The sequence below is a fragment of the Pedobacter sp. N23S346 genome (genome assembly GCF_048515415.1).
Taxonomy (GTDB): domain Bacteria; phylum Bacteroidota; class Bacteroidia; order Sphingobacteriales; family Sphingobacteriaceae; genus Pedobacter.
This window is the reverse complement of the sequence record NZ_JBLYEE010000004.1, coordinates 308,168-329,238: the sequence shown is the minus strand read 5'-3', so window position 1 is coordinate 329,238 and position 21,071 is coordinate 308,168. Positions and strand designations below refer to the sequence as shown.

The 21,071-nt window shown below is 39.3% G+C and carries 15 protein-coding genes; 7 read left to right on the top strand and 8 right to left on the bottom strand.

What is annotated here, in order from left to right; genetic code table 11:
* The first annotated feature begins 33 nt into the window (after positions 1 to 33).
* Both ACN1CD_RS10240 and ACN1CD_RS10235 read left to right on the top strand, forming a co-directional pair.
* The gene (locus ACN1CD_RS10240) at positions 34 to 1,431 is read left to right on the top strand and encodes an aminopeptidase P family protein (RefSeq protein ID WP_419130295.1); all 1,398 of its coding nucleotides are present in this window, start codon (positions 34 to 36) and stop codon (positions 1,429 to 1,431) included.
* Between the two features lie 6 nt (positions 1,432 to 1,437).
* A complete protein-coding gene (locus tag ACN1CD_RS10235) occupies positions 1,438 to 3,210 on the top strand; it encodes an aminopeptidase P family protein (RefSeq protein WP_419130294.1) in 1,773 nt (590 codons plus the stop codon).
* Between the two features lie 780 nt (positions 3,211 to 3,990).
* On the opposite strand, the gene ACN1CD_RS10230 is transcribed toward ACN1CD_RS10235, so the two are convergent.
* The 5 genes from ACN1CD_RS10230 to ACN1CD_RS10210 all read right to left on the bottom strand — a co-directional run bounded on the left by ACN1CD_RS10230 (position 3,991) and on the right by ACN1CD_RS10210 (position 13,022).
* Complete coding sequence (locus ACN1CD_RS10230; RefSeq protein ID WP_419130293.1) at positions 3,991 to 4,944, bottom strand: hypothetical protein; 954 nt, start codon at positions 4,942 to 4,944, stop codon at positions 3,991 to 3,993.
* Between the two features lie 24 nt (positions 4,945 to 4,968).
* Positions 4,969 to 5,640 carry a hypothetical protein gene (locus ACN1CD_RS10225; RefSeq protein ID WP_419130292.1) on the bottom strand — a complete coding sequence of 224 codons (672 nt, stop codon included), beginning with the start codon at positions 5,638 to 5,640 and terminating at the stop codon, positions 4,969 to 4,971.
* Entirely contained in the window at positions 5,641 to 7,110 is a 1,470-nt protein-coding gene (locus tag ACN1CD_RS10220) for a RagB/SusD family nutrient uptake outer membrane protein (RefSeq protein WP_419130291.1), read from the bottom strand.
* A gap of 10 nt (positions 7,111 to 7,120) precedes the next feature.
* A complete protein-coding gene (locus ACN1CD_RS10215; RefSeq protein WP_419130290.1) occupies positions 7,121 to 10,264 on the bottom strand; it encodes a SusC/RagA family TonB-linked outer membrane protein in 3,144 nt (1,047 codons plus the stop codon).
* Between the two features lie 370 nt (positions 10,265 to 10,634).
* Positions 10,635 to 13,022 (bottom strand): glycoside hydrolase family 127 protein, encoded by a 2,388-nt coding sequence (locus ACN1CD_RS10210; RefSeq protein ID WP_419130289.1) that lies wholly within the window; start codon positions 13,020 to 13,022, stop codon positions 10,635 to 10,637.
* Between the two features lie 550 nt (positions 13,023 to 13,572).
* Between ACN1CD_RS10210 and ACN1CD_RS10205 the strand changes: the two genes are divergently transcribed.
* The 4 genes from ACN1CD_RS10205 to ACN1CD_RS10190 all read left to right on the top strand — a co-directional run bounded on the left by ACN1CD_RS10205 (position 13,573) and on the right by ACN1CD_RS10190 (position 16,708).
* Positions 13,573 to 14,115 (top strand): hypothetical protein, encoded by a 543-nt coding sequence (locus tag ACN1CD_RS10205; RefSeq protein WP_419130288.1) that lies wholly within the window; start codon positions 13,573 to 13,575, stop codon positions 14,113 to 14,115.
* A gap of 10 nt (positions 14,116 to 14,125) precedes the next feature.
* A complete protein-coding gene (locus ACN1CD_RS10200) occupies positions 14,126 to 15,493 on the top strand; it encodes a hypothetical protein (protein ID WP_419130287.1) in 1,368 nt (455 codons plus the stop codon).
* A 6-nt stretch (positions 15,494 to 15,499) separates the two neighbouring features.
* Complete coding sequence (locus tag ACN1CD_RS10195) at positions 15,500 to 16,072, top strand: hypothetical protein (protein ID WP_419130286.1); 573 nt, start codon at positions 15,500 to 15,502, stop codon at positions 16,070 to 16,072.
* 411 nt (positions 16,073 to 16,483) lie between these two features.
* Positions 16,484 to 16,708 (top strand): helix-turn-helix domain-containing protein, encoded by a 225-nt coding sequence (locus ACN1CD_RS10190; RefSeq protein WP_419130285.1) that lies wholly within the window; start codon positions 16,484 to 16,486, stop codon positions 16,706 to 16,708.
* Between the two features lie 201 nt (positions 16,709 to 16,909).
* Here the strand turns inward: ACN1CD_RS10190 and ACN1CD_RS10185 are convergent, their stop codons facing one another.
* The 3 genes from ACN1CD_RS10185 to ACN1CD_RS10175 all read right to left on the bottom strand — a co-directional run bounded on the left by ACN1CD_RS10185 (position 16,910) and on the right by ACN1CD_RS10175 (position 20,264).
* Entirely contained in the window at positions 16,910 to 18,460 is a 1,551-nt protein-coding gene (locus ACN1CD_RS10185; RefSeq protein ID WP_419130284.1) for a cryptochrome/photolyase family protein, read from the bottom strand.
* Between the two features lie 140 nt (positions 18,461 to 18,600).
* Positions 18,601 to 19,737: an FAD-binding domain-containing protein gene (locus ACN1CD_RS10180; protein ID WP_419130283.1), complete on the bottom strand. Its 1,137-nt coding sequence runs from the start codon at positions 19,735 to 19,737 to the stop codon at positions 18,601 to 18,603.
* Positions 19,738 to 19,985: 248 nt separating this feature from the next.
* A complete protein-coding gene (locus ACN1CD_RS10175; RefSeq protein WP_419130282.1) occupies positions 19,986 to 20,264 on the bottom strand; it encodes a DUF427 domain-containing protein in 279 nt (92 codons plus the stop codon).
* A 235-nt stretch (positions 20,265 to 20,499) separates the two neighbouring features.
* On the opposite strand from ACN1CD_RS10175, the gene ACN1CD_RS10170 reads away from it, so the two are divergent.
* Positions 20,500 to 20,715, top strand: a complete 216-nt coding sequence (locus tag ACN1CD_RS10170; RefSeq protein ID WP_419130281.1) for a hypothetical protein — start codon at positions 20,500 to 20,502, stop codon at positions 20,713 to 20,715.
* Positions 20,716 to 21,071: the final 356 nt, after the last annotated feature.

Sequence of the window (21,071 nt, the reverse complement as noted above, 5' to 3'; positions counted from 1 at the left end):
AATTTTATTATTCATCACTACAAAATAAAGCAGATGTTTCAAACAAGTGTATATGTGGAGAGAAGGGCAGCGTTAGCTGAGCAGTTAAAATCTGGCTTACTTCTTTTCTTTGGCAATGAAGAAAGTCCGATGAACTATGCCGACAATACCTACAGTTTCAGGCAGGATAGCACATTCTTATATTATTTCGGTATTGCACATCCGGGCCTGGTGGCGGTGATTGATATCGATGAAAATCGCGAAATCATTTTTGGGAATGAAATGAGTATTGATGATATCGTTTGGATGGGCAGACAACAAACCATCCAGGAAAAAGCAAATCTGGCAGGCATCTCACAACTTCAGCCCTTTAGTGAAGTTTTTACTTATATTAATCAGGCGATTTCAAAAAACAGAAAGATTCACTTTTTGCCGCCTTATCGTGCAGATAATAAAATTAAACTGGCTCAGTTGTTAAATCTTCGCGTTGATAGCCTACAACAGGCTGCATCAGTGCCATTCATCAAAGCAGTTGCAACACAACGCTCCATAAAATCAGCATTAGAAATTACGGAGATTGAAAAGGCCGTTAATCATACAATTGATATGCATTTGCTGGCCATGCGCAAAACCAAGCCGGGAATGAAAGAGGAAGAGGTTGCAGCCTTAATTCATGGTGAAGCACAGAGAACAGGTGGAAATCTGGCTTATCCAATTATTCTAACCATTAATGGTCAAATTTTACATAACCATTTTCACGGAAACGTGATGCAGGAAGGACAGCTCGTGCTAAATGATTCTGGGATGGAAACCGAACTTGGTTATTGCGGAGATCTGACCAGAACTTTCCCGGTTGGGAAAAAATTCGACAGCAGGCAACGTGAGGTGTACTCCATTGTCCAGTCTGCACTTCAACGAGCAGAAGCCGCTTCTACACCAAATGCAAGATATATTGATGTTCATTTTGCCGCCTGTAAAGGTTTGGCAGAGGGAATGAAAGCGATGGGTTTAATGAAGGGTGATGTAGACGAAGCAGTAGCTGCAGGTGCGCATGCATTGTTTTTTCAATGCGGTACGGGCCACATGATGGGGCTTGATGTACACGATATGGAAGATCTTGGCGAAAAATATGTAGGTTATAATGAAAACCTGAAGAAAGAAACGGAGCTGTTTGGCTTGAAATCGTTGAGACTGGGAAAGGAGCTGGAACCTGGTTATGTGTTTACCATTGAGCCAGGAATTTATATGATTCCTGAACTGATTGATTTATGGAAATCTGAACGCAGATTTGAATCCTTTATTAATTATGATGCGGTAGAGAAATTCAAAGATTTCAGTGGAATCCGTTTAGAAAACAATTATGCGATGACTAATGATGGTCTGCAATTGTTAGGAAAACCACTGGCGATTGAGATTGATGAAGTGGAAGAAATTAGAAACAACGCTTATTAAATTGATATGACCTACCAGGAAAAATTATCCGCCATTCGGGCTAAAATGATGGCGGTTGGGATTGATGCTTATATCATTCCATCGTCTGATCCACACATGAGCGAGTACGTGCCAGATCGATACAAGTGTATCCAATTTGCATCTGGATTTACAGGTTCTGCCGGAACATTGGTGATTACACAAAAATTTGCAGGCTTGTGGGCCGATTTCCGTTATTTCGAACAAGCTAACCAACAACTTGAAGGTAGCGGATATGAACTGGTGAAATTGAAAGTTCAGCACACCCCTGAATATATTGGCTGGTTAGATGAGCAATTACCTGCCAGATCTATAGTGGCCTTCGATTATCAGCTAATGTCGATGGTTTTGGGCGAAGAAATTAAACAAGCTTTATCCGTAAAACAGTTTGCGATCCAGGATTTGGATTTGCTAACGGAAATATGGGAAAACAGACCAGCGCTACCAAATGATCTTGCTACTTTATTACCAGAGGAAGACTGCGGCCAAGATTTCAAAAGTAAACTTGTTGATCTTCGGTTGGAGATGCAGAAAGCTAAAACTGATATTCACGTGATCTCTAGTTTGGATGATCTGGCCTGGCTTTTCAATATCCGTGGGAATGATGTGAGTTATAACCCGGTGGTGCTTTGCTATGCTTTAATTACTGCGGATGAAGTGGCATTATATATCAATGATGGAAAATTATCGCCTGATGATTTGAATTTGCTGGCTGAAAGAGGAGGAACCATAAAACACTACCAAAACATTAGCGCTGATATTCAGGGATTAGCAAACTGTACCATTTTGCTTGATGGAAAGCGGACTTGCTATAAATTCTTAACGCAGTTATCTTCAACGGTACGCATAATTAAGGAAACCAATCCGGTAGTTTTTTTGAAATCAATTAAAAACGAAATTGAAATAAAAAATACAAGGGCGGCGATGGTAAGTGATGGTATTGCGCTCACGAGGTTTTTTAAATGGTTGGAAGAAAATATTGGTAAAATAGAAATTACTGAACTTTCTGCTTCTCAAAAGGTGAAGGAATTTCGGGAGCTTGGTAAAACTTTTGCGGGGATTAGTTTTGCTTCGATTGCAGGTTATGGCCCACATGCAGCGCTTCCACATTATTGTCCGGATGAAAAAAGTAATCTTGAATTACTTCCTAAGGGTCTTTTCCTGCTTGATTCAGGTGGTCATTATTTTTACGGAACGACCGATATTACCCGAACAGTTCCATTAGGCGAAACGACGGAAGAGGAAAAGATGGATTATACATTGGTGCTTTCAGCAATGATATTTGGTTCTGCAGCTAAGTTTCCGAAAGGAACGCGGGGTTATCAGATCGATGGAATTTGTCGACAGCAGCTCTGGCAGCAAGGTATTAATTACGGACATGGTACAGGCCACGGTGTGGGATATTACCTGAACGTGCATGAGGGGCCACAAAATATTGGACCCTCTAATGCTGCAGTTGCGGTTGATCCGGGAATGATTACTTCTATCGAACCAGGGATTTACCGGCCGGGTAGACATGGGGTCAGGATTGAAAACCTGGTGTTAACAGTTCCGGCAGAAACTACTTATTTTGGAGAATTCCTTCAGTTTGAAACGGTAACATTGGCTTACATTGATACCTCGATTGTGGTTGCCGAATGGTTACTTCCTGAACAGATTAATTGGTTGAATGCCTATAATCAAATGGTTTATGAGCGATTGAAGCCAGGGTTAAGTGAGGATGAGGCGTTATGGTTAGCGGGGAAATGTAAAGCGATATGACGGTAGGTTAGGTTGAAAATCAGGTTGTAGCATCTCGCTACGACTCTTCCTAGTCTTAGCCAGACGGGCTTCTTTCTTTTTCTTGGCAAAAAGAAACAAAAGTCAAGGCTTGCATCCTTTCTTGAATAGCAGCATCGAAATTCTTAAAGCAGAAATATGAGGCTTAGCCCTTACTTAAACCCGCCCTCGCTGCATATTTCCTTGGTCATTCGGAATAGGAAAGTAAGTGCAAGAATTTCAATGTGCTCTTCGGCGAAATTCTGCTAGGCCGGATAGCGTACTTAGGTAAATGAAGCGGTGGTTTTAAAGTTTGTTTAGCATGATGCATGGAGTGATGGCTTTAAGATTGATTCGTTCCTAAGCAATGACGGAGATGGTGCAGATGTTAATAAATTAGCAAAATGGCGATCGCTATAACCACCCAGCAAAGCCAAACCACTGTTTCCTCGTTCTGCTCTTAGACCGGCATGGTCAATTTTTTGGGATGGCACTGACCAAGCCTACCCACTGACTTTAACAGAAAAATTGCGAGCCGGCAGTTTTGTTTCTTTTGCTGTCAAAAGAAAAAAGGCCCGTCCGGCCAGGACAAGATAAAATCATTTAACTTTGAAGAGTAAAAAAATCTGCTTGTAGCTTCTCGCTATGACTCAATGTATATAGCGATCGTATTAAGATTGCTTCGGCGGCTGAAGAAGCCTTCTCGCAAAGACGGAAATAGATATTCAATAAAAAACCCAGCATCGGAATAATCCGATCTGGGCTTCAACACTAAACTAACCATTATGGCTTTTTAGTAATAGCAGGGATTTGAATAGTTACGGTGTAACTGCCTGCTGATAATGCTTTAAAACCAAAGAATACGGGATTTACATTCCTGTTTTCAACTGTAAACCTCGCTGGGATTCTGTAATAATTTCCGGTTCCGTTGTTGCCATCTTTAATCGGGAAACCGTTAGGGAGATCAATAAAATCCCATTCTAATGCAGCGGTGGTTCTAACCAAAGGGAAATAAGGATTCATTTGTGAAAAATTTCCCCGGTCGCCCCTGGTAACCACTTGCCCGGCAGATGGATTAAAGGCTACACCATTTTTATCTAAAAACACAAAACGGATTTTATTCGTGCCTTTGCTATCATAAGAAACAGTTACAGGAAGTGGCGACTGACCGCTAAAACCTGTTTCCGTATCAGGATCGGAAGTGGTAAAAAAAGCACCTGCATCCAAAGCAAAATGCGCTTTAGGAAGCAATTGAATTTTGCAGGCATTTAAAATGTCGCGGGTTCCTTTAACGTTGGTTACCTGAACATCGATCACATAATTTCCCGTAGCTACATTTGCCGTGGCTTGTGAAAGTGTTATCCGTCCGCCTACTTCGCTCACTTCCAGTGGGAGGGCAGGTTTCAATACAATTTTCTGATTCACAAGGGCCACTGTTGAATCTGCACTGGTAATCTGACCCAAAAATTGTTTAATGGTAAATTCCTTGAGCATATCTGGCGCAGGCTGACCTGTATTCGAATTCCTGACTGCCAATAGTTTAACCTTCACAGGGCCGGTAGAGCCATCTAATTCCAGCGCTTTAGAATTGACCACATTTCCCTGTGTTGCGATGAGTGGGTTAGGGCTGTAGTACATATAATCACTGATAAAGCCTGGAGTTACTTTTTTGCAGCTAAAAAAGATGCCCACCAGAGCCAATGCAGATAGAGATGAAATGATAAATCTTTTTTTCATGATTGTTGCTGTTGCAATTCCTGGTTAGAATCTGATGAATGTATGGTTGTTGTTTAACACATGTAACATGCCGCCTGAAGATGGTTCAATCCCGGTGGTTTGGCATTGTGCCCGTAAATCGATATTCGGATCGTTGGGTACGGGAGTCGCATTTGGAGGATCGAGCCCACCCCTGACTTTAATGTAATAGAGGTAATAAATCGGGGCCGAAGACCATGATTCACCAGGCTTGGGCTGTAAAATACGTTGTACCGCAGTTTGTGTATTTGCAGCATTAGCAACCACTAAAGGCTGCAATGGCGTGGAAGTTAATTCTATCCGCGATTTTGACAGGTACATGCGCAAAGAATCTGCTTTGATATCCTTATACATATCAGTGAGCGTGTACGTGTTATTTTCATCAATTTTACGAACAGAATCTCGTTTTACCCTGATGTAATTATTAATGGAATAATTGGTTGGTGCAAAGAAAGTTGCTGCGCCATTCACTTCATCTTTCATGTTATAATGATCAATTACCATAATCAGCGTATCGAATAAATGATACTTGTGTTGTTTCAGGTAATCATAAGTAGTGAGCGGTGTTTTTGCTTCACTAAGACCACCATCGGTTAAATATTCACTCTTTTTGCAACTGGTAAAATATGCCAGCCCCAGGCTGAATATTATAAAGTACAGAAGTTTATTTTTCATCATTTACATCTTTGAGCTCCAGAATGGAGTTTGAGTCAATTTTTTGTTAATGTTCATCAATGCCGGATCTAAAGGCCAATAGTATTTACCAGCATCAAAATCACTTTTATTCATTTTTTCAGCACCAAACTTCATGATTCCGGTTTTTTTACCGAGTCTTACCAAATCGTAATAGCGATGTCCTTCTAAGAAAAGTTCCCTTCCACGTTCGTCGATTATGCCTTCGAATAAATTAGCGTTTGTGCCTGACCAGGCGCCTAAACCCGCGGTGGCACGAACTTCATTTAAAGCAGATCTGGCCTGGTCAAACTGATTTAAGGCGGCAAGCGCTTCGGCTTTGAGCAAAGCGATATCAGCAAGCCTGAAAATGATAATGTTGTTTCTGGATACGGCATTAATTACATTTTGCCCGTTAACATAAGTAATGTTGGAATACTTAATGCAAATAGGATCGGTAGAATTAGTCAATGCAAATGCCGCCGTCAATCGCTTATCTGTAGGTGTATCAAATAAGGTAGTTAAGGTGTTAACATTAAGCGTAAATATGGCAGTTCCGGTATTGGTTGTTAAATAGGGGTTTTTTAAAGTGTAATAGGCAATATTAAATGAGTTACCTTCATTTTCATCACTCTGTGCGATTTCGAAAATCCCTTCGCTGGATTTACCTTTAAAAATATTTAAGTAGTTATCACGGTTTACGTACTGATAAAAGTTTTGGCTCAGGATTTTATCAGCAGTTAAATTACAATTCTGATAATCGCCTTGCCAGGCATAAATATGAGCCAATAGCGCCAGGGCAGCACCTTTATTTGCTCTTACAGCACGGTTGTTTGCATTGGTATAATCCCAGCTTAATAAGTTTATTGCAGTATTCGCATCGCTGATGCATTGTGCTAAAACTTCGGCAGCTTTGGTGCGGGGTATATCCACAGCATCCAGCACATTAACAGATGCTGTTACCAAAGGTACATCACCCCAGATTCTGGTCATGTAGAAATAGTTAAACGCTCTTAAAAAATAAGCTTCGCCCAGGAGATTGTTTTTAGATATGGTCGAAGCAAATTTATCATCGCCAATGGTGGGAATAAATTTGATGCATCGGTTTGCCTGATCAATTGCACTGTAAAATGTATCGTACCTTCTCATTTGCATCATTCTGTCCCAGGTTTCTCCGCTGGCTATAGGAATAGACCATTGCATTTGGGCAATCTCACTAAATCTATTACTGGCAGCTGCCGAAAATTCATCAGTCGGTAAATCACCGTAGGCATAAAAACCAATTCCTTCGGCTTTATTTAATGTTTTTCTCAATAGTGCATAACCGCCTGCAACGGCTTTATCGGCATCGCTTTCCTTTTTCCAGAAGGTTAAATCGGTAGAAACGCTGATAGGTGCCTCATCCAAGAATTTTTTACAGGAGGTGATCATGCTTATTCCAATGGCACAGCAGATATATATCGTAAGTTTTTTCATTGTTGTAGGGTTAAAAGGTTAAATCAAAGCCGAACGTATACTTTTTAGGGATTGGATAATCATTCCCGCCCGAGTAGCCTGTTACTTCTACGGCTTCTGGATCAGGTACAGTAGATCTGGACCAAACTTTTACGTTATCCATTACGCCATAAAATCTAACCATACTTAATCCGATTTTTTTTGTGAATTTCTGAGGCAACATGTAACCCAATCTGATGTTTTTAATCCGTAGAAAGCTTGCATCTTCAATGTAAGTGCTCTGGCCAATGTGCCATTTATCAACACTGTTGGTAATCAGGCCGGGGTATTTTGCAATGTCGCCAGGTTTAGACCAGAAATCTGCCACATTGAAGTTAGAAGCCGGGCCAGAACGCGGACCCCAAAATAAATAGGGGTCATTGGTGCCAGCATCCTGAAGTTTATCTGATAAATAACCATTCCGCAAGCTCCGGCCAGAAATAAAGGTCAACAGTACATCGAGCGAAAATCCTTTATAAGAAAAGGAGTTTAACATCCCGCCGGTAATATTTGGATTTGGATTTCCAATGGATACATAATCGTTATAATCGATGTTGTAATCGCCATTTTGATCTACTCTTGCCGGGTCGCCGGCGGCATATTGCGCACCACCAAAATGCGTAATTCTTTTACCCGTTTTCGGATCTATCGGAACATCGGCATCAGTAGAATAAATTCTGTTTACATCCCAAACCTTGAAGGTGAACAATGGCTCGCCTACACTTAACGTTTGTTGCAACCAGGGCGGCCCAAAGGTGAAATCTCTTCCGCCATTTGGCAGCTTGGTAATGTAATTATCGTTATAGGCAATATTGAAATTAGTGGTCCACTGGAATTTTGACGTTGGTGCCAGGTTTCGGGTAGTTAGTGTAAATTCAACCCCGGTATTGCGTAAATCTACATAGTTATTAGAGGTTTGAGAGTAGCCTGTGGTTAGCGGTACACCGATTTGAAATACCTTTGCTTTTGAATCACGGATATAATAATCAGCCGTTAAGGTAATCCTGTCTTTCAATAAACCCAAATCTATCCCTGCATTAAATTGCGGACTTCTTTCCCAACTGATGGAAGCTGCCGAAGCCGCACCATAATAATCAGGATAGAGTACCTGCGTACCATTATAAGTGGTTTGTGTGCCTTGTTGACCGTTACCCAATACAGATGTAGGATAATTAGCATCAGCAATTAATGATTGATATTGGGCGTAATAAGCACCGGGATCATTTCCAGTAATACCATAACTGGCCCTGAATTTTAAATAAGAAACTACATTTTTCACAGGCGTGAAGAAACTTTCTTCTGACGCATTCCAACCCACTGAAACGGATGGAAAGGAGCCCCATCTGCTATCTGCGCTATATCTGGATGATCCATCGGTACGATATACGGCTTGAAGCAGATATTTTCCCTTGTAGTCATAAACAAAACTCCCCATCCACGATAAACGTGAGCGCTCCTGAATCTCATTACTCACAAATAAATTTGGACCAGAAGCGATGCCGGCAACCGTTTTAACAGCGTCAGCATTCCCTATACTAGAACTCCTGGTATTATTTAACACGTTTTTTTCCATCCCCTGGAGCACCACTACATTAAAGTTATGCCCGCTTTTTAGCGATTTCGTATAGTTTAAAGTGTTCTCCAGCTCCCAGCGGTTGGTTTGGTAAATATAGCCGGTAGCCTCATTTTGTCCGCTTTCACTTAATAAGCTGGGCATAAAAAAGCTGCGGGTATTATTCGTAATGTTATAAGAGATGGTACTTTTCAGGTTCAAACCCGGCAAAATGGTATATTGCGCCATGGTGTTTCCATTTAAACTGGTGTTCTTGTCGTCATCCCTAAGTTCATCGTATCTGCCACTGTATAGTTCTTGTTCAGTTTGGCCAATACTCCAGAAAGATGAGGGAAAACCCCACGTTGTAAACGGATACCTGCTTCTATTAGGGTCACCTATTCCATGTTTCGCCTTAGTTAAGCCTACAAATAAATTGGTTTGTACCAGTAATTTTTTGGTTGGATTTACCTGAAAAAACAGGCTGGGGGTTATCCTGGTGATGTCGTAACCTTTCATTACGCCTTCTTCATAATAACGGTTAAAGGAGAACCTGTAAGAGTACTTATCGGTTGCCCCGGCAATACTGGCATCTACATTACTGATATTCCCGGTTTGAAGAAACAGGCCCTGCCAATCGGTATTGTTATTAAATGCGCTATTCAAACTATCGGTAAGCATCATGTTCAGGTTTCTCAGTCGATCATATTCAGCATTGCCTCCATAAAGTAAACCCATTTTTAACCGTCTTTCTGCTGCTCCGGTTTGAATAGGCTTTAGCGCAGGCTTATTTGCGATTCCGAAATAGCTCGAAACCCTGATTTGTGGCGGCGCACCGGCAATGGCACGTTTTGTTTTCACAATAATTACCCCATTAGCGGCGCGTGCACCATATACTGCCGAAGCAGATGCATCTTTCAAAACATCTACAGATTCAATATCATTCGGATTAATGGCCTGGAGCGGACTGCTACCGTAAGCAGAACCAATATCATTTACATCGTAAATTACCCCATCAATAACATATAAAGGAGAACTGGTTTGCCCAAAATTTACATTGCTTGCTCCACGAATGCTCACAATATTATTTCCGCCAGGTTCGCCTGATGTACTTAAAATGGTTAAGCCTGCAACTCTACCTTGCAACATGGCGTCGAAAGTAGAATAAGGCGTGTTTTCAAAATCTTTTCCCTTAACTGATGAAATGGCGCCTGCCGTATTTTTCCGCTGGATGTTCTGGTAACCAATGGCCACTACCTCATCTAAAGCGTTATCATCTTCTGCTAGTTCTACCTTAATATTTGTTTTCCCGGTTGATGAAATTTCCTTCGTTTTATAGCCCACAATACTGATGGTGAGCATGGGCGATCCTTCTTTTAGCGTAAGCGAGAATACCCCTGTGTTATCAGATGAAGTTCCGTTTGTAGTTCCCTTTTGTTTGATAGATGCCCCGGGTATGGGCTCGTTTTTTCCGTCGGTTACCGTACCGGTAATTCTGGTTTGTGCCAGGGTAATAAAGGGCAGCAAAAGGAATAGTATGATGCCGAGTAATTTACCTCGCCTCCAAGTAGAGTTCAATTTCATTAGCTTATTGATTAGTTTAAACGTTAGGTTAACGATTATAAATTTACCTTTGTAATGACTTAAATATGACGAAGATTTTACCTGATTTGAATCGTTTTTTAACCTATCCACAATAAAAAACAACTTATTCAGTTGATCGAAAATTTTTCTCTGGATAAAAGATTGAAATTGAGAATGGAAACTTTAATAAATAATCATCCAATTTTGCCTTATTTTGTATTAGTAGTTTGATTAATAGTGGGTTATTGATTTATTTTTGATAGGGTTTTACTTTTTTTTGATAAAATACCATGGTGCTTTAAAACGAAAAAACTCCCGTTCACAGAATTGAAAACGGGAGTTTTTCGAGAAAAAAATAGACCAATATTTATTATTTAACGGCCCACTCGTGCACGCCGGTTGCATGCTCTTTCGGGAGTTGAATTTCCATTCGTAAAGCGGTTGTATTTACTGGTTTGAAATGAAGTAAATTGAATTTGTCTTTGCTGATTTCGTATGGGGAAGTTGCTTCGACAGGTAACCACTGATCTCCTTTTTTATACAACAATTTGTAGGATGCAGGAATCCGGCATCCACCCCAGGGACTATCATCATACCAATAAATTTTAGATTCACTTACGGTTTGCGCAGCATCAAAATCATACTGGATAAATTCCTTGGTATCTTTTGCAGGCCACCAGTGTAGGTAAGGGAAATTGGTGTCTTTAGAATCGGCCGATTCATACTGGTCTTTAATGGCAGAGAACATCCTCTTATTTTTTAATGATGCAGATACGGTACTCTTGCTGGCAATGGTTGGAGCAGGTTTTGGTCTGGCGGCCGATTGTTCATACGGAATCCAAACAGTCATCTCACTTGGTCCGCGGTTTGCCCATGCATAATAAGGAATGGCTTTTACATTTTGATTCACCACTAAAAGGCTGTCGCTGTTTAATTGTCTTTTGGTACTTTGCCCGGCAATATTGATTACGCCAACGCCGTTTAAAAGGTTCGGATCGTATTGTGCAGTGGCGATGGCATTTTTATCGATCATAATGTTCTGCACCAGACTATCTTTATTGTCAGGTCCTTCAAGGCAGTAAACCATCGGACCACGTTCCAAAACAAAACGGGATAAATCATCTTTTACACTCTTGTTCGCAATAACTTTATCAGTTTCCAGCGGAAGATTCAACAAAACCAAGTCACCTTTTTTCCATTTTCTGGTTAATAAGGCATAACCCTTATCCGTGATAAAGTTCGTCGCCTTTCCGTTTATTGAAATGGTAACTGGGAGGGTTTTCTTATTCATAAAGGCATATAAATCGCCTGGAGAAGCTTCCTGATTCGCCCAGCCCGGGATGCGGATTTTTAAAGTGAAATCAGCCGTTTTTTCCGGATTGACATTAATAGCCACCTCACCTTTCCATGGGTATTCGGTGGTTTGTGTAATTTCTACATTGGTAGCATCAAGCGCAATTTTACTGGTATTGCCCATGAATAAATTAACGTAAAGATCATTTTTATCCTGTGCATACACGTAGCCAGGTAAAGAAGGTAAGAACCTGGCCATGTTACTGATGCAGCAGGCACAACTGATCCAGGCGCTGCGCTGGTGTTGAAACATGGAGGCTAAAGGATTAGGATAGAAAAATCGGTCGCCGCTTAAAGAAACACCCGATAATAAACCATTGTATAAGGTTCGTTCCAGCACATCAATATATTTTGAATCGCCATGTAGCAAAAACATCCTTTCATTCCAATAAACATTCCCAATGGCTGCACAGGTTTCTGCATAGGCAGACATGTTTGGTAGTTGATAAGCCTCGCCAAAAGCTTCGCCAGCACCTGTTGCGCCAATGCCACCTGTAATATAAAGTTTCTTATTTACCACATCTCCCCATATATCATCAATAGCTGCAAGGTATTTCGTATCGCCGGTTAGCGCTGCAATATCTGCCATTCCGGTATACATATAAGCTGCCCGCACGGCATGGCCAACGGCAGTATGCTGGTCTACCACTTTTTTATCTGCCTGGTTGTAAGCATCTCCCTTTGGTCCGCGAACATCTAAAAAGAACTTAGCCAGGTCGAGATATTTTTTATTGGCTGTAACGCGGTACATTTTAGAAAGGCCAATTTCTACAATCTGGTGGCCGGGATATTCTTCTATTTTGCCAGGGCCGAAAGTTTTAACTAAAAGATCTGCATTCTTAATGGCAATATTTAATAAGGTTTTTTTGCCTGTTGCCTGGTAATGCGCAACTGCAGCCTCGTACAGGTGCCCGGCATTATAAAGTTCATGGCTCAGAATTTCTTCCTTCTCCCAGCGTTTAGATCCGATCCATTCATGAGGTTGTTTCGCATTTACGGTTCTGAAGGTAAATAAATAACCATCCGGTTCTTGTGCAGCTCCAATAATGGCAATCAATGTATCTATATAAGCTTCTAGTTTAGGGTTTGCTTTATTTTGAATGGAGTAAGATGCACCTTCAATCGCTTTGTAAACGTCAGTATCATCAAATGGAAACTCGCTCATTTTGTCGCCACTTAATTTTTTGCCAGCGCGTAAAAAATTGTCCATCCGGCCATTGGCTTTGCATTGCGCAATTACATAGGGGATGGTAACGTTGGCATTAATCTCCATTTTTGGCTGCCAGAAATTATCGTGTACATGTACTTTCGTAAAGGCAACCGGCTGGATGGGATAGTCTTGTTGCTGAGCAGATGCTGTTGCCATTGCAACTATTAATACCAATGCAACTGTTAATTTCTTCATTTTTTAGATCAGGTTTTTAGCTGGTTTCACATTCCATTTCCCTCTGGAATGCATGTCGTTAATCCACTTGTATTCGCTTAAAGATCACCTTCTTTTCAGGAATGAGTGAAATGTTTAAGGTTATTCTATATCTGGTTAAGGTTTTATCAGTAGTGATGCTGATGGTACTAAATTAGTAAGAAAGCATTGTAGTCGGTTAATCAGTTTTGGCAAAAGTTAGCCGTATTTTAACTTATTTAACTTTGGTTTAGAAACAGAAATTTAAGTTAAACTTATAGTATGTTCGAGTAAAAAAACGCTAGGGTTTCGTGTAAAATACTACGGGGTTGGTGTAAGAAAAAAAACTATGTAACATTTTTGATGCTTCTTTGGGCAATCTAATCATTGTAAATGTATAATCTCTCAACTCTCAAAATCTATCCTTATTGTTTAAGAGTTCTTTGCGCTAATCCGCTAAATGAAACCTCTGATCCTGACCTTGGAACTCAAATTCTTTCAGTCGTCACATTCAACACCAGAAACTTTTTTTAAACAATTAATAACGCTAATCATGAACAAAACAAAATTTAAATTCCTAAGGGCTTTATTGCTCTTATGCGCTCTCATTGGACTAACAATTCAAAGTTGTAAAAAAGAAAAAACAGTAGACATTTCAGATGGAATTGAAGCTGGGGCTAAAGATAGGCTTTCCATGTCTAAAAAGACCTTTGACAATTTGTACTCTGAAATGAGAAAAGCTAATAGGAAGGTATTACCGTCAAATATTAAAAACAGCTTTCCTGAATTTATTTCCCTTTTTCACCATGAATCAACATTAATAAGTAAAACGTCATTATCGATTAAAGCAACTTCGCCATTAATGATGGCTAGAAAAGCATCCTTGCAAGCTTCTTTAAAGCCGGCACCAAAGTCTAATGTCAACCAGAATCAAGGTGCTTGGGAAGAAGTTGCTCCAACCTATGATGAGGTAATGACAGAGATTGTTGACGATCAGGTCTTTCAATCAATGTTAAATGTCGAAGGAGAAATTCAGGTAGATAATATAATTTATAAGGTTACCCCCTTATGGAACCTTTTTTACAAATGCAAATAATTACGCCGCTTTGAATAATGTGTTTGCCGATATTGCTTTACAGAACGATTATACTGTAAGGCTTGAAGATCAAGCTACACCAATTTTAATGGATGCGGTTCAAGTACAGAGCACGCAATATAGTGATGTAAGGTTACTCAATCAAAGTGTCTATTTCGTAGATTCATTTGTAGAGGAAGACTTGCCTCAACCTGAAGTAACTGTTTTCCCTTCTGACGCTGTTTTAGATCCGCTTGTATTCCCAGATTTAGTTGATGCTGATAATAATGGAGTAACGCCACCCTCAACACCTGATGAACTTCCGATTGCTAACCGTCAAAGTTACTTTTTAGATAATTTAATTATGGGGACGCAGCCTGCTGCTGATCCAGCGTATAACAATAATATTGATTATCCAATAGAGTTCAGAACAGGTTTCGGGAGCATCCTTCAAACATTTTTTGATAATTCAACACGATATAATAACTTTAATAACAAATATCGTATGAGTGCACTGATGTATAACAGGAATTATGGAGTTATCAAAACACTTGGGATAAAAGTTAAGTGTCAAAAAAAGGGATGGTTTTGGTGGAACAAAACGGATGCACAAGAAATCAGAGCCGGATGGGATTATATTTCTTATAAAGCCCCAATTGGTGTAGAAAAAATAGGGTTACCTAGTAATGATTTTGCACCATCAATTGGTCAACCATTCTTAATTAATCCAACAGAAGACCCATTCTATGGTGTGCCAATGTGGGGAAGTAATAATAGCTATGCTAAGCGTTATAATTTATATGGTTGGTATATGAAACGTGGCGATAATGAAATATTTACCGTTACTATTCCTGGAGGACTTTTGCCGATAAATAATCTTGAAGATGTGGATATACCTTCAAGTAAATTTAAATTCGCCATAAATGCTGGCTGGGCTAAATTAAAAGATGTATTAACCAAGTCTGCACCATCTAGTGGCACGTTGATAAGTCCTAATGCAAGTAACTACAAATTTCCAATCTATCCATTAAATGGTAACGGTGAGGTGAAATACCTTTCGATTAATGATATGGAGAACATGCCAAAATCATACGTTGGGGGCATTAGTAAAACGACATATCTAAATGGTGACTATAATTTATATACAATCGTGTCTCCACAAGAGCTTCGAGAATATAATACAGACATGATTGATATTCCATTAGATTTTAGAATGGTGGAGATAAAACTTTCGACAGATCCTAGTAAGTTAGCCTTTGACATCGGTCAGGCAGCTAGATCACTTATAACGGATAAACTTGCCAAGTCTTATAATGTTGATAAAGGTACGATTATAGGAGCCGTTAAATGGGATAACCAATGGAGGTCAATAAGGTTAAACTTCAAAATGAAAGAATAAATAACTATGAAAAGAAAACTATTATTATTTGGATTTGCGCTGGTTGCATCAAATCTGCTTTATGCTCAAACGATTACCAAACAAGAAAAAGGATATTTTAACCTTACCGAATTGGGTTATACAGTTGGGAATCATACTTATGATATTCAGGTTAGTCCAAATAGATATGATGGCGGAACAACGGGTGCTTATTCCCTCAGTTTAAGGAATATCAATGGCGTATTTTTTACTAATAAAATATCAGTTGGGGCAGGTGTAGGTTTAGAAAATTACACGGATAATGATAATTATTTTACAAATAATAATTTTTTCCAGTTATTTTTAGACGTTAGGTATTATTTTAAAAACGACAATAATACATTCTTTGCTTATGGCGACGCAGGGACTGGTTTGAAAATTGATGATAATTTCAGCAAAGGCCAAATGTTCAACCTTGGAGGAGGATATAAATTCAAAGTAGGTTCAAAAATGGCAATGCTAGGAAGCCTAGGTTACAGTGATCAATCCATCAAAGATGAGCCATCAATAACGAGAAATCGCTATTACGGCCTTGCTGTTAAAGTTGGATTACTTTTTTAATGGCATATAATAATATTACCTAATAATAGAAACGACATTATTTATCACTTAGTCGTTTATTAAGAATATGATTAACAGATTCTTGTGATCACCAAAAAAGGAAACAACTGGTATATGTTGTTTCCTTAAATAGCCTTTATTGAGAAAATATAGAACCTTTTTGTCTGATTTGCAGAAATTAGCGAAAGTTGTCATTTTACCATTTAGATGTAACTAATATGGTTTCTTTCAGAATGTATGTTTCATGCATGGCTGGTTCCTTGATCGATGTAAGTCAAAAGAATAATGGTTTAGATAGGATAATGATTGTCATTTTGAATGATTTAAGAGTATTTGATAGTTTATTTTAATATACTTTACTATGTTATTTAAGAATGAAAATCTTTTTTTTGCCTAAAATAGAGCATTATAATGTACTTTACAGCAATTATCGAAGCCATCAAATTACGACGGAATTCTTTAAAAGTTACACAGGAAACCTTATCAGACCTTTCTGGCGTGGCCATTGGAGCAATCAAGAAATTTGAGTCGGGAAGAGGCAGCCCCACCTTGATTACGCTTCAAAAGTTATCTGATACACTAGGCCTTGAAATCACTTTAAGCATCAAAAAAATGGTAAATAATGAGGAAAGCTAAGGTGAATGGCAACAAGATCAACGTTTTGACCGTTAGTTACCTTTCTTAAATTCGTAAAAAGTACAACCATAATTTTTCAAGCACATATAATATCCGGTTATATAGACATTTGTTCAAAGGCCTTGAAGATGTTTCCTAAATGAATTAGCAGAAAAGGTGCAACCAGATCGGTTTGTCAAATGCATCAGGATCAATATGATATTACAACTTATCTAAATTATTTAAGCAATGATTTGCCCGGTTCAAAACTGATGATTTTAGTTCCGGGTCCATTTTATCCCAAATCCGATAAACCATAGAAAGCCTGTGGTTACGCTGAAGCTTTTCCCGATGCCTGTCATGAAAGTCCCAATACAGGCTGTTAAAAGGGCATGAATTTTCTCCGATTTTATCACTGCGATCATATTTACAGCTATCGCAGTAGTTGCTCATCTTGTGAATGTAGTTGGCCGTTGCCGTGTAAGGTTTTGAGCCGATAATCCCTCCATCTGCATATTGACTCATGCCCCTGGTATTGGTAATTTCTACCCATTGGATGGCATCAATATAGATCCCCAAATACCAGAAATCAACCTCATCAGGATTTATCCCTGCAAGCAATGCAAAATTCCCGGTGATCATTAAGCGTTGAATGTGATGAGCATATGAAAATTCCAGCGATTGCGCGATCGAATGTTTTAAGCAATTCATGTTAGTCTCACCCGTCCAGTAGAACTGTGGAAGTTTTCTCTGGTAATTAAAGTAGTTCAGGTTTTCGAATTCGGGCATCTTCATCCAGTAAATGCCCCTCATGTATTCCCGCCATCCTAAAATCTGCCTTACAAAACCTTCAATCTGGTTTAGGGATATCGATTTTTTGTTTTTTCTCCAGTAGTCAATCGAAGTGTTTACCACTTCAATCGGCGAAATTAGTTTGGTATTCATGCTAAACGAAAGGCGGGAATGATAAATTGACCACTCCTGCGTGTGCATGGCATCCTGAAAGGTTCCGAACAATGGCAGGCAGTTTTCGCAGAAATAATGCAGCAGTTTTAACGATTGATCTCTGTCAATCGGCCATGGCAGGTACTCGGGATTAATGTTACCAATGGTCACAATTTCTGAAGCCCTGATTCTTTCAAATTGTTTCCTCACATCATTAGCCAATAACAAAGGAGGATTCGGTTTATGGTTCTTAGGAAGTTTTTTCCGGTTTTCTGTATCAAAATTCCATTTCCCCCCTTGTGGATCATCCGTATCATCAAGGAGTAGATGATGCTTTAAGCGCATTGCCCGGTAAAAGCTTTCCATCAGTAATTCTTTCTTTCCGGAAAAGAAATCACCGAGTTCTGTTCTGCTGGTATAAAAATGCTCTGTATCGAACGAGCGGGATGAAATCTGGAGCGTGCTACAAAAATGGTTCAGTTCCTGATCCAGCCTATATTCATCGGGCAATTGATAATGAAATTCCTCAATACCAAATTTCCTGATGATTTCAGCCAGGTTATCAGAAAAGTTTTGTTTGTTCTCTGCATCATCAAGGCGAATATATAAGGTTTCAAATGCGGTACTATTAAGCGTTTCTGCAAAATTTTCCATCGCAGCAAAAAAAGCACAGGCCTTTTGGATATGGTGCCAAACGTAATCGGTTTCTGTTTTTACTTCCATCAATACATGAAGCGTATCTGGTGTCGCCTGAGCAAACCAGGAATGTTTCAGGTTAAGCTGATCACCCAGAACTAGCCTTAATGTTTTGTATTTCTTTTTCATCATATTGAGGGATGGGAGTAGGATATGGGTTGCGGGTTACAAGTTGCAGGTTACGGGGCTGGATGTATAGGGATATCGTATAGACAAGGCTTACTACTTTTTATCTCAATAGAATAAATGCCGTATTGGTTTAGCGCATCTGATCATAATTTTTCCAGGTATGGCCTGCAAAGTTTCCAGTATTTAAAGAAGGATGGAAATGCACCTGTAACCTCTGGGAACATCCATTCATAAATATCTTTAATGCCGGGATAATGGCCAAATGCCGGATGTTCTTTTGAGATAAAAATTTCGCCAGCTAATAGGTTACTATCCTGATGTAGCGATAATAAATCTGATACCTCACCAGTAAAAATTTGGACTCCCGGAATGTTTTTAGATAGCCCGATTATAAAATTGATCACATTTTCACCCACAGGGTATTGAGAAAAGTGAGTGGGTTCTAACAATAAAATCCGGTTGGCCAGATCATCTTTTCTCCATGTAGGATCAAGATTATAGCTGTTGTAAATAATGGTTGGTCGGTTTGCGTCTATTTTGGGTAAAGCCGTTTCTGGCAGGAAAGTTTTTAACTGTAGGCGAGTTCTGTCTTTTAATTCATCAGGGATTGGCATTAAAGGGAGTTCTTCATAAGTTTTATCCAAAAAAGTATCCTGCTGATTACTTAATGTATACTTATTGATATTCTCCTGATTACAATAGTATTTCTTGGAAGCAAATGCCGCAGCTACCCATTGCCAGCTGGCGTTATTACTCGCCATATCTCCATCTAATAAATGATAATATAACCACTTTGATGGTGTTTTCCAATGGGTTTTGCCGATGTTACAAACCATAGATGCCACATACATTCTGAGGTGATTGTGCATATAACCCGACCGATACAAATCATTAATCCCGTTATCAATTGCGATTATGCCCGTTTTGGCTTCTGCGATTGATGATATCATATCATGTTCTACAATATCAGGTTGCGGTTGGTTAAGATCATCCCAGATGCGGTCTTTTTTCTCCTGCCAAATGCGCTGATAATATTCGCGCCAGGCCAGTTCTTGTGAAAATTTTTCGGTTATTTCTAATCCAAGTCCTTTTCTAAATACTTCTTGTTGAATTTGCTTCAGGCTGATCACTCCCCTGGAAATATATGGTGAAAGGTAGCTCACTGCACCATTTACAAAATTTCTGGTCTTTGCGTATTGCAAAGGATCTAAATCTTTGATTTTATTTAAAATCAAAGCATAATCTGTTGTAAATTTTATTTCAGGCATTTGCTGTTTCATAGTGAAGAAATATTTATTAATAACTACAACAAAGCAATTACAGATTTCTGAAGTATTGTATAGAATGCCTTATTACATTTGAGACTGACGAAGTTTCCCCACCACAAAGTCCACCAAAACTTCATAAGTCAGATCAACTTACGAAATTTCAAAGGCTGGGAGCGCGGAAGAATTTCGTCAGTTTACAACAAGGCATTCGTTGTACCTGCAACTTATAGGAATAGACTGCTATTGTAAAACAGCAAAATTTATTCAACTTTTACGCCTTTCCAAAAAGCAACATAATGTTTTATCTCCTTGGCAGCGTCTTTTGGATTTGGATAGTACCAGGCAGCGTCTTCGTTTTTTTGACCATCTACTACCAATGTGTAATAAGATGCTTCGCCTTTCCATGGGCAAGTGGTGTGTTTGCCGGAAGCCTGAAAAAATTCTTCTTTTATAGAAGCGGCAGGAAAATAATGATTGTTTTCAATTACAATTGTATCGTTACTCTCTGCTAAGACTTGATTGTTCCAGATGGCTTTCATGATTTTAATCTTTAAGATATCAACCGATAAACTCAGAATTTGTTTCGATGGAATGCTCCTTATAGTTAAGCTTATTAAGGATAAATTTAGGCACACAGAACGAACATACCATAGATCGATAATTTCGAATCTATTTAGTGCTAAAGTTTAATGCCGAACATAAAATAATTGCAACCTTGTAACCCTTTATAAAATTATTCGTCTTAAACCATCTCGAACTTCATATTATATCCTCATGAAACCCTTATTAACTTACTTCTTATTCTTTTTAATCTTTTCCAGTGCAGCCGCCCAATCCATCCCAACAAAACTTGACAGCTTGATTGATGCTTATGCCTCACTTAATAAGCTTAACGGGAATATAATGATCACCAGGGATGGACAGCATGTTTTCGAAGGTTCTTACGGCTACAGAGATATAGAAAAAGAAAAGCAAACCATCGGGCGATGAAACCTTTCAAATAGCCTTAAAGAGTCCTTATCAAATAGCTTTTTCGTAAATATAAATATCGTTAGATAGATAAGGGCCATTTCTTATCGCTGCGCTTGGCTTGCCTCGGCTGGCCGCCGAAGGGCTCTTACTTTTTTGCTTGATCAAAAAAGTAACAAAAAACTCAAGGCTTGGATCTGATGTCGGATAAATTCGTTAAAGCTTTATTTCGGCAGCACAAGCACCCGATGAAGAATCGGGAGAGAACGCGCTGCCTTGGGTAGTGGTGGTTTGAAAGTTTAGAGTCTAAGCTTTAAACGTTTTCTCCTTCCATCATTTCCCAGGCCGGAGAGCAGGGTGGCAATAGCAGGATGCAG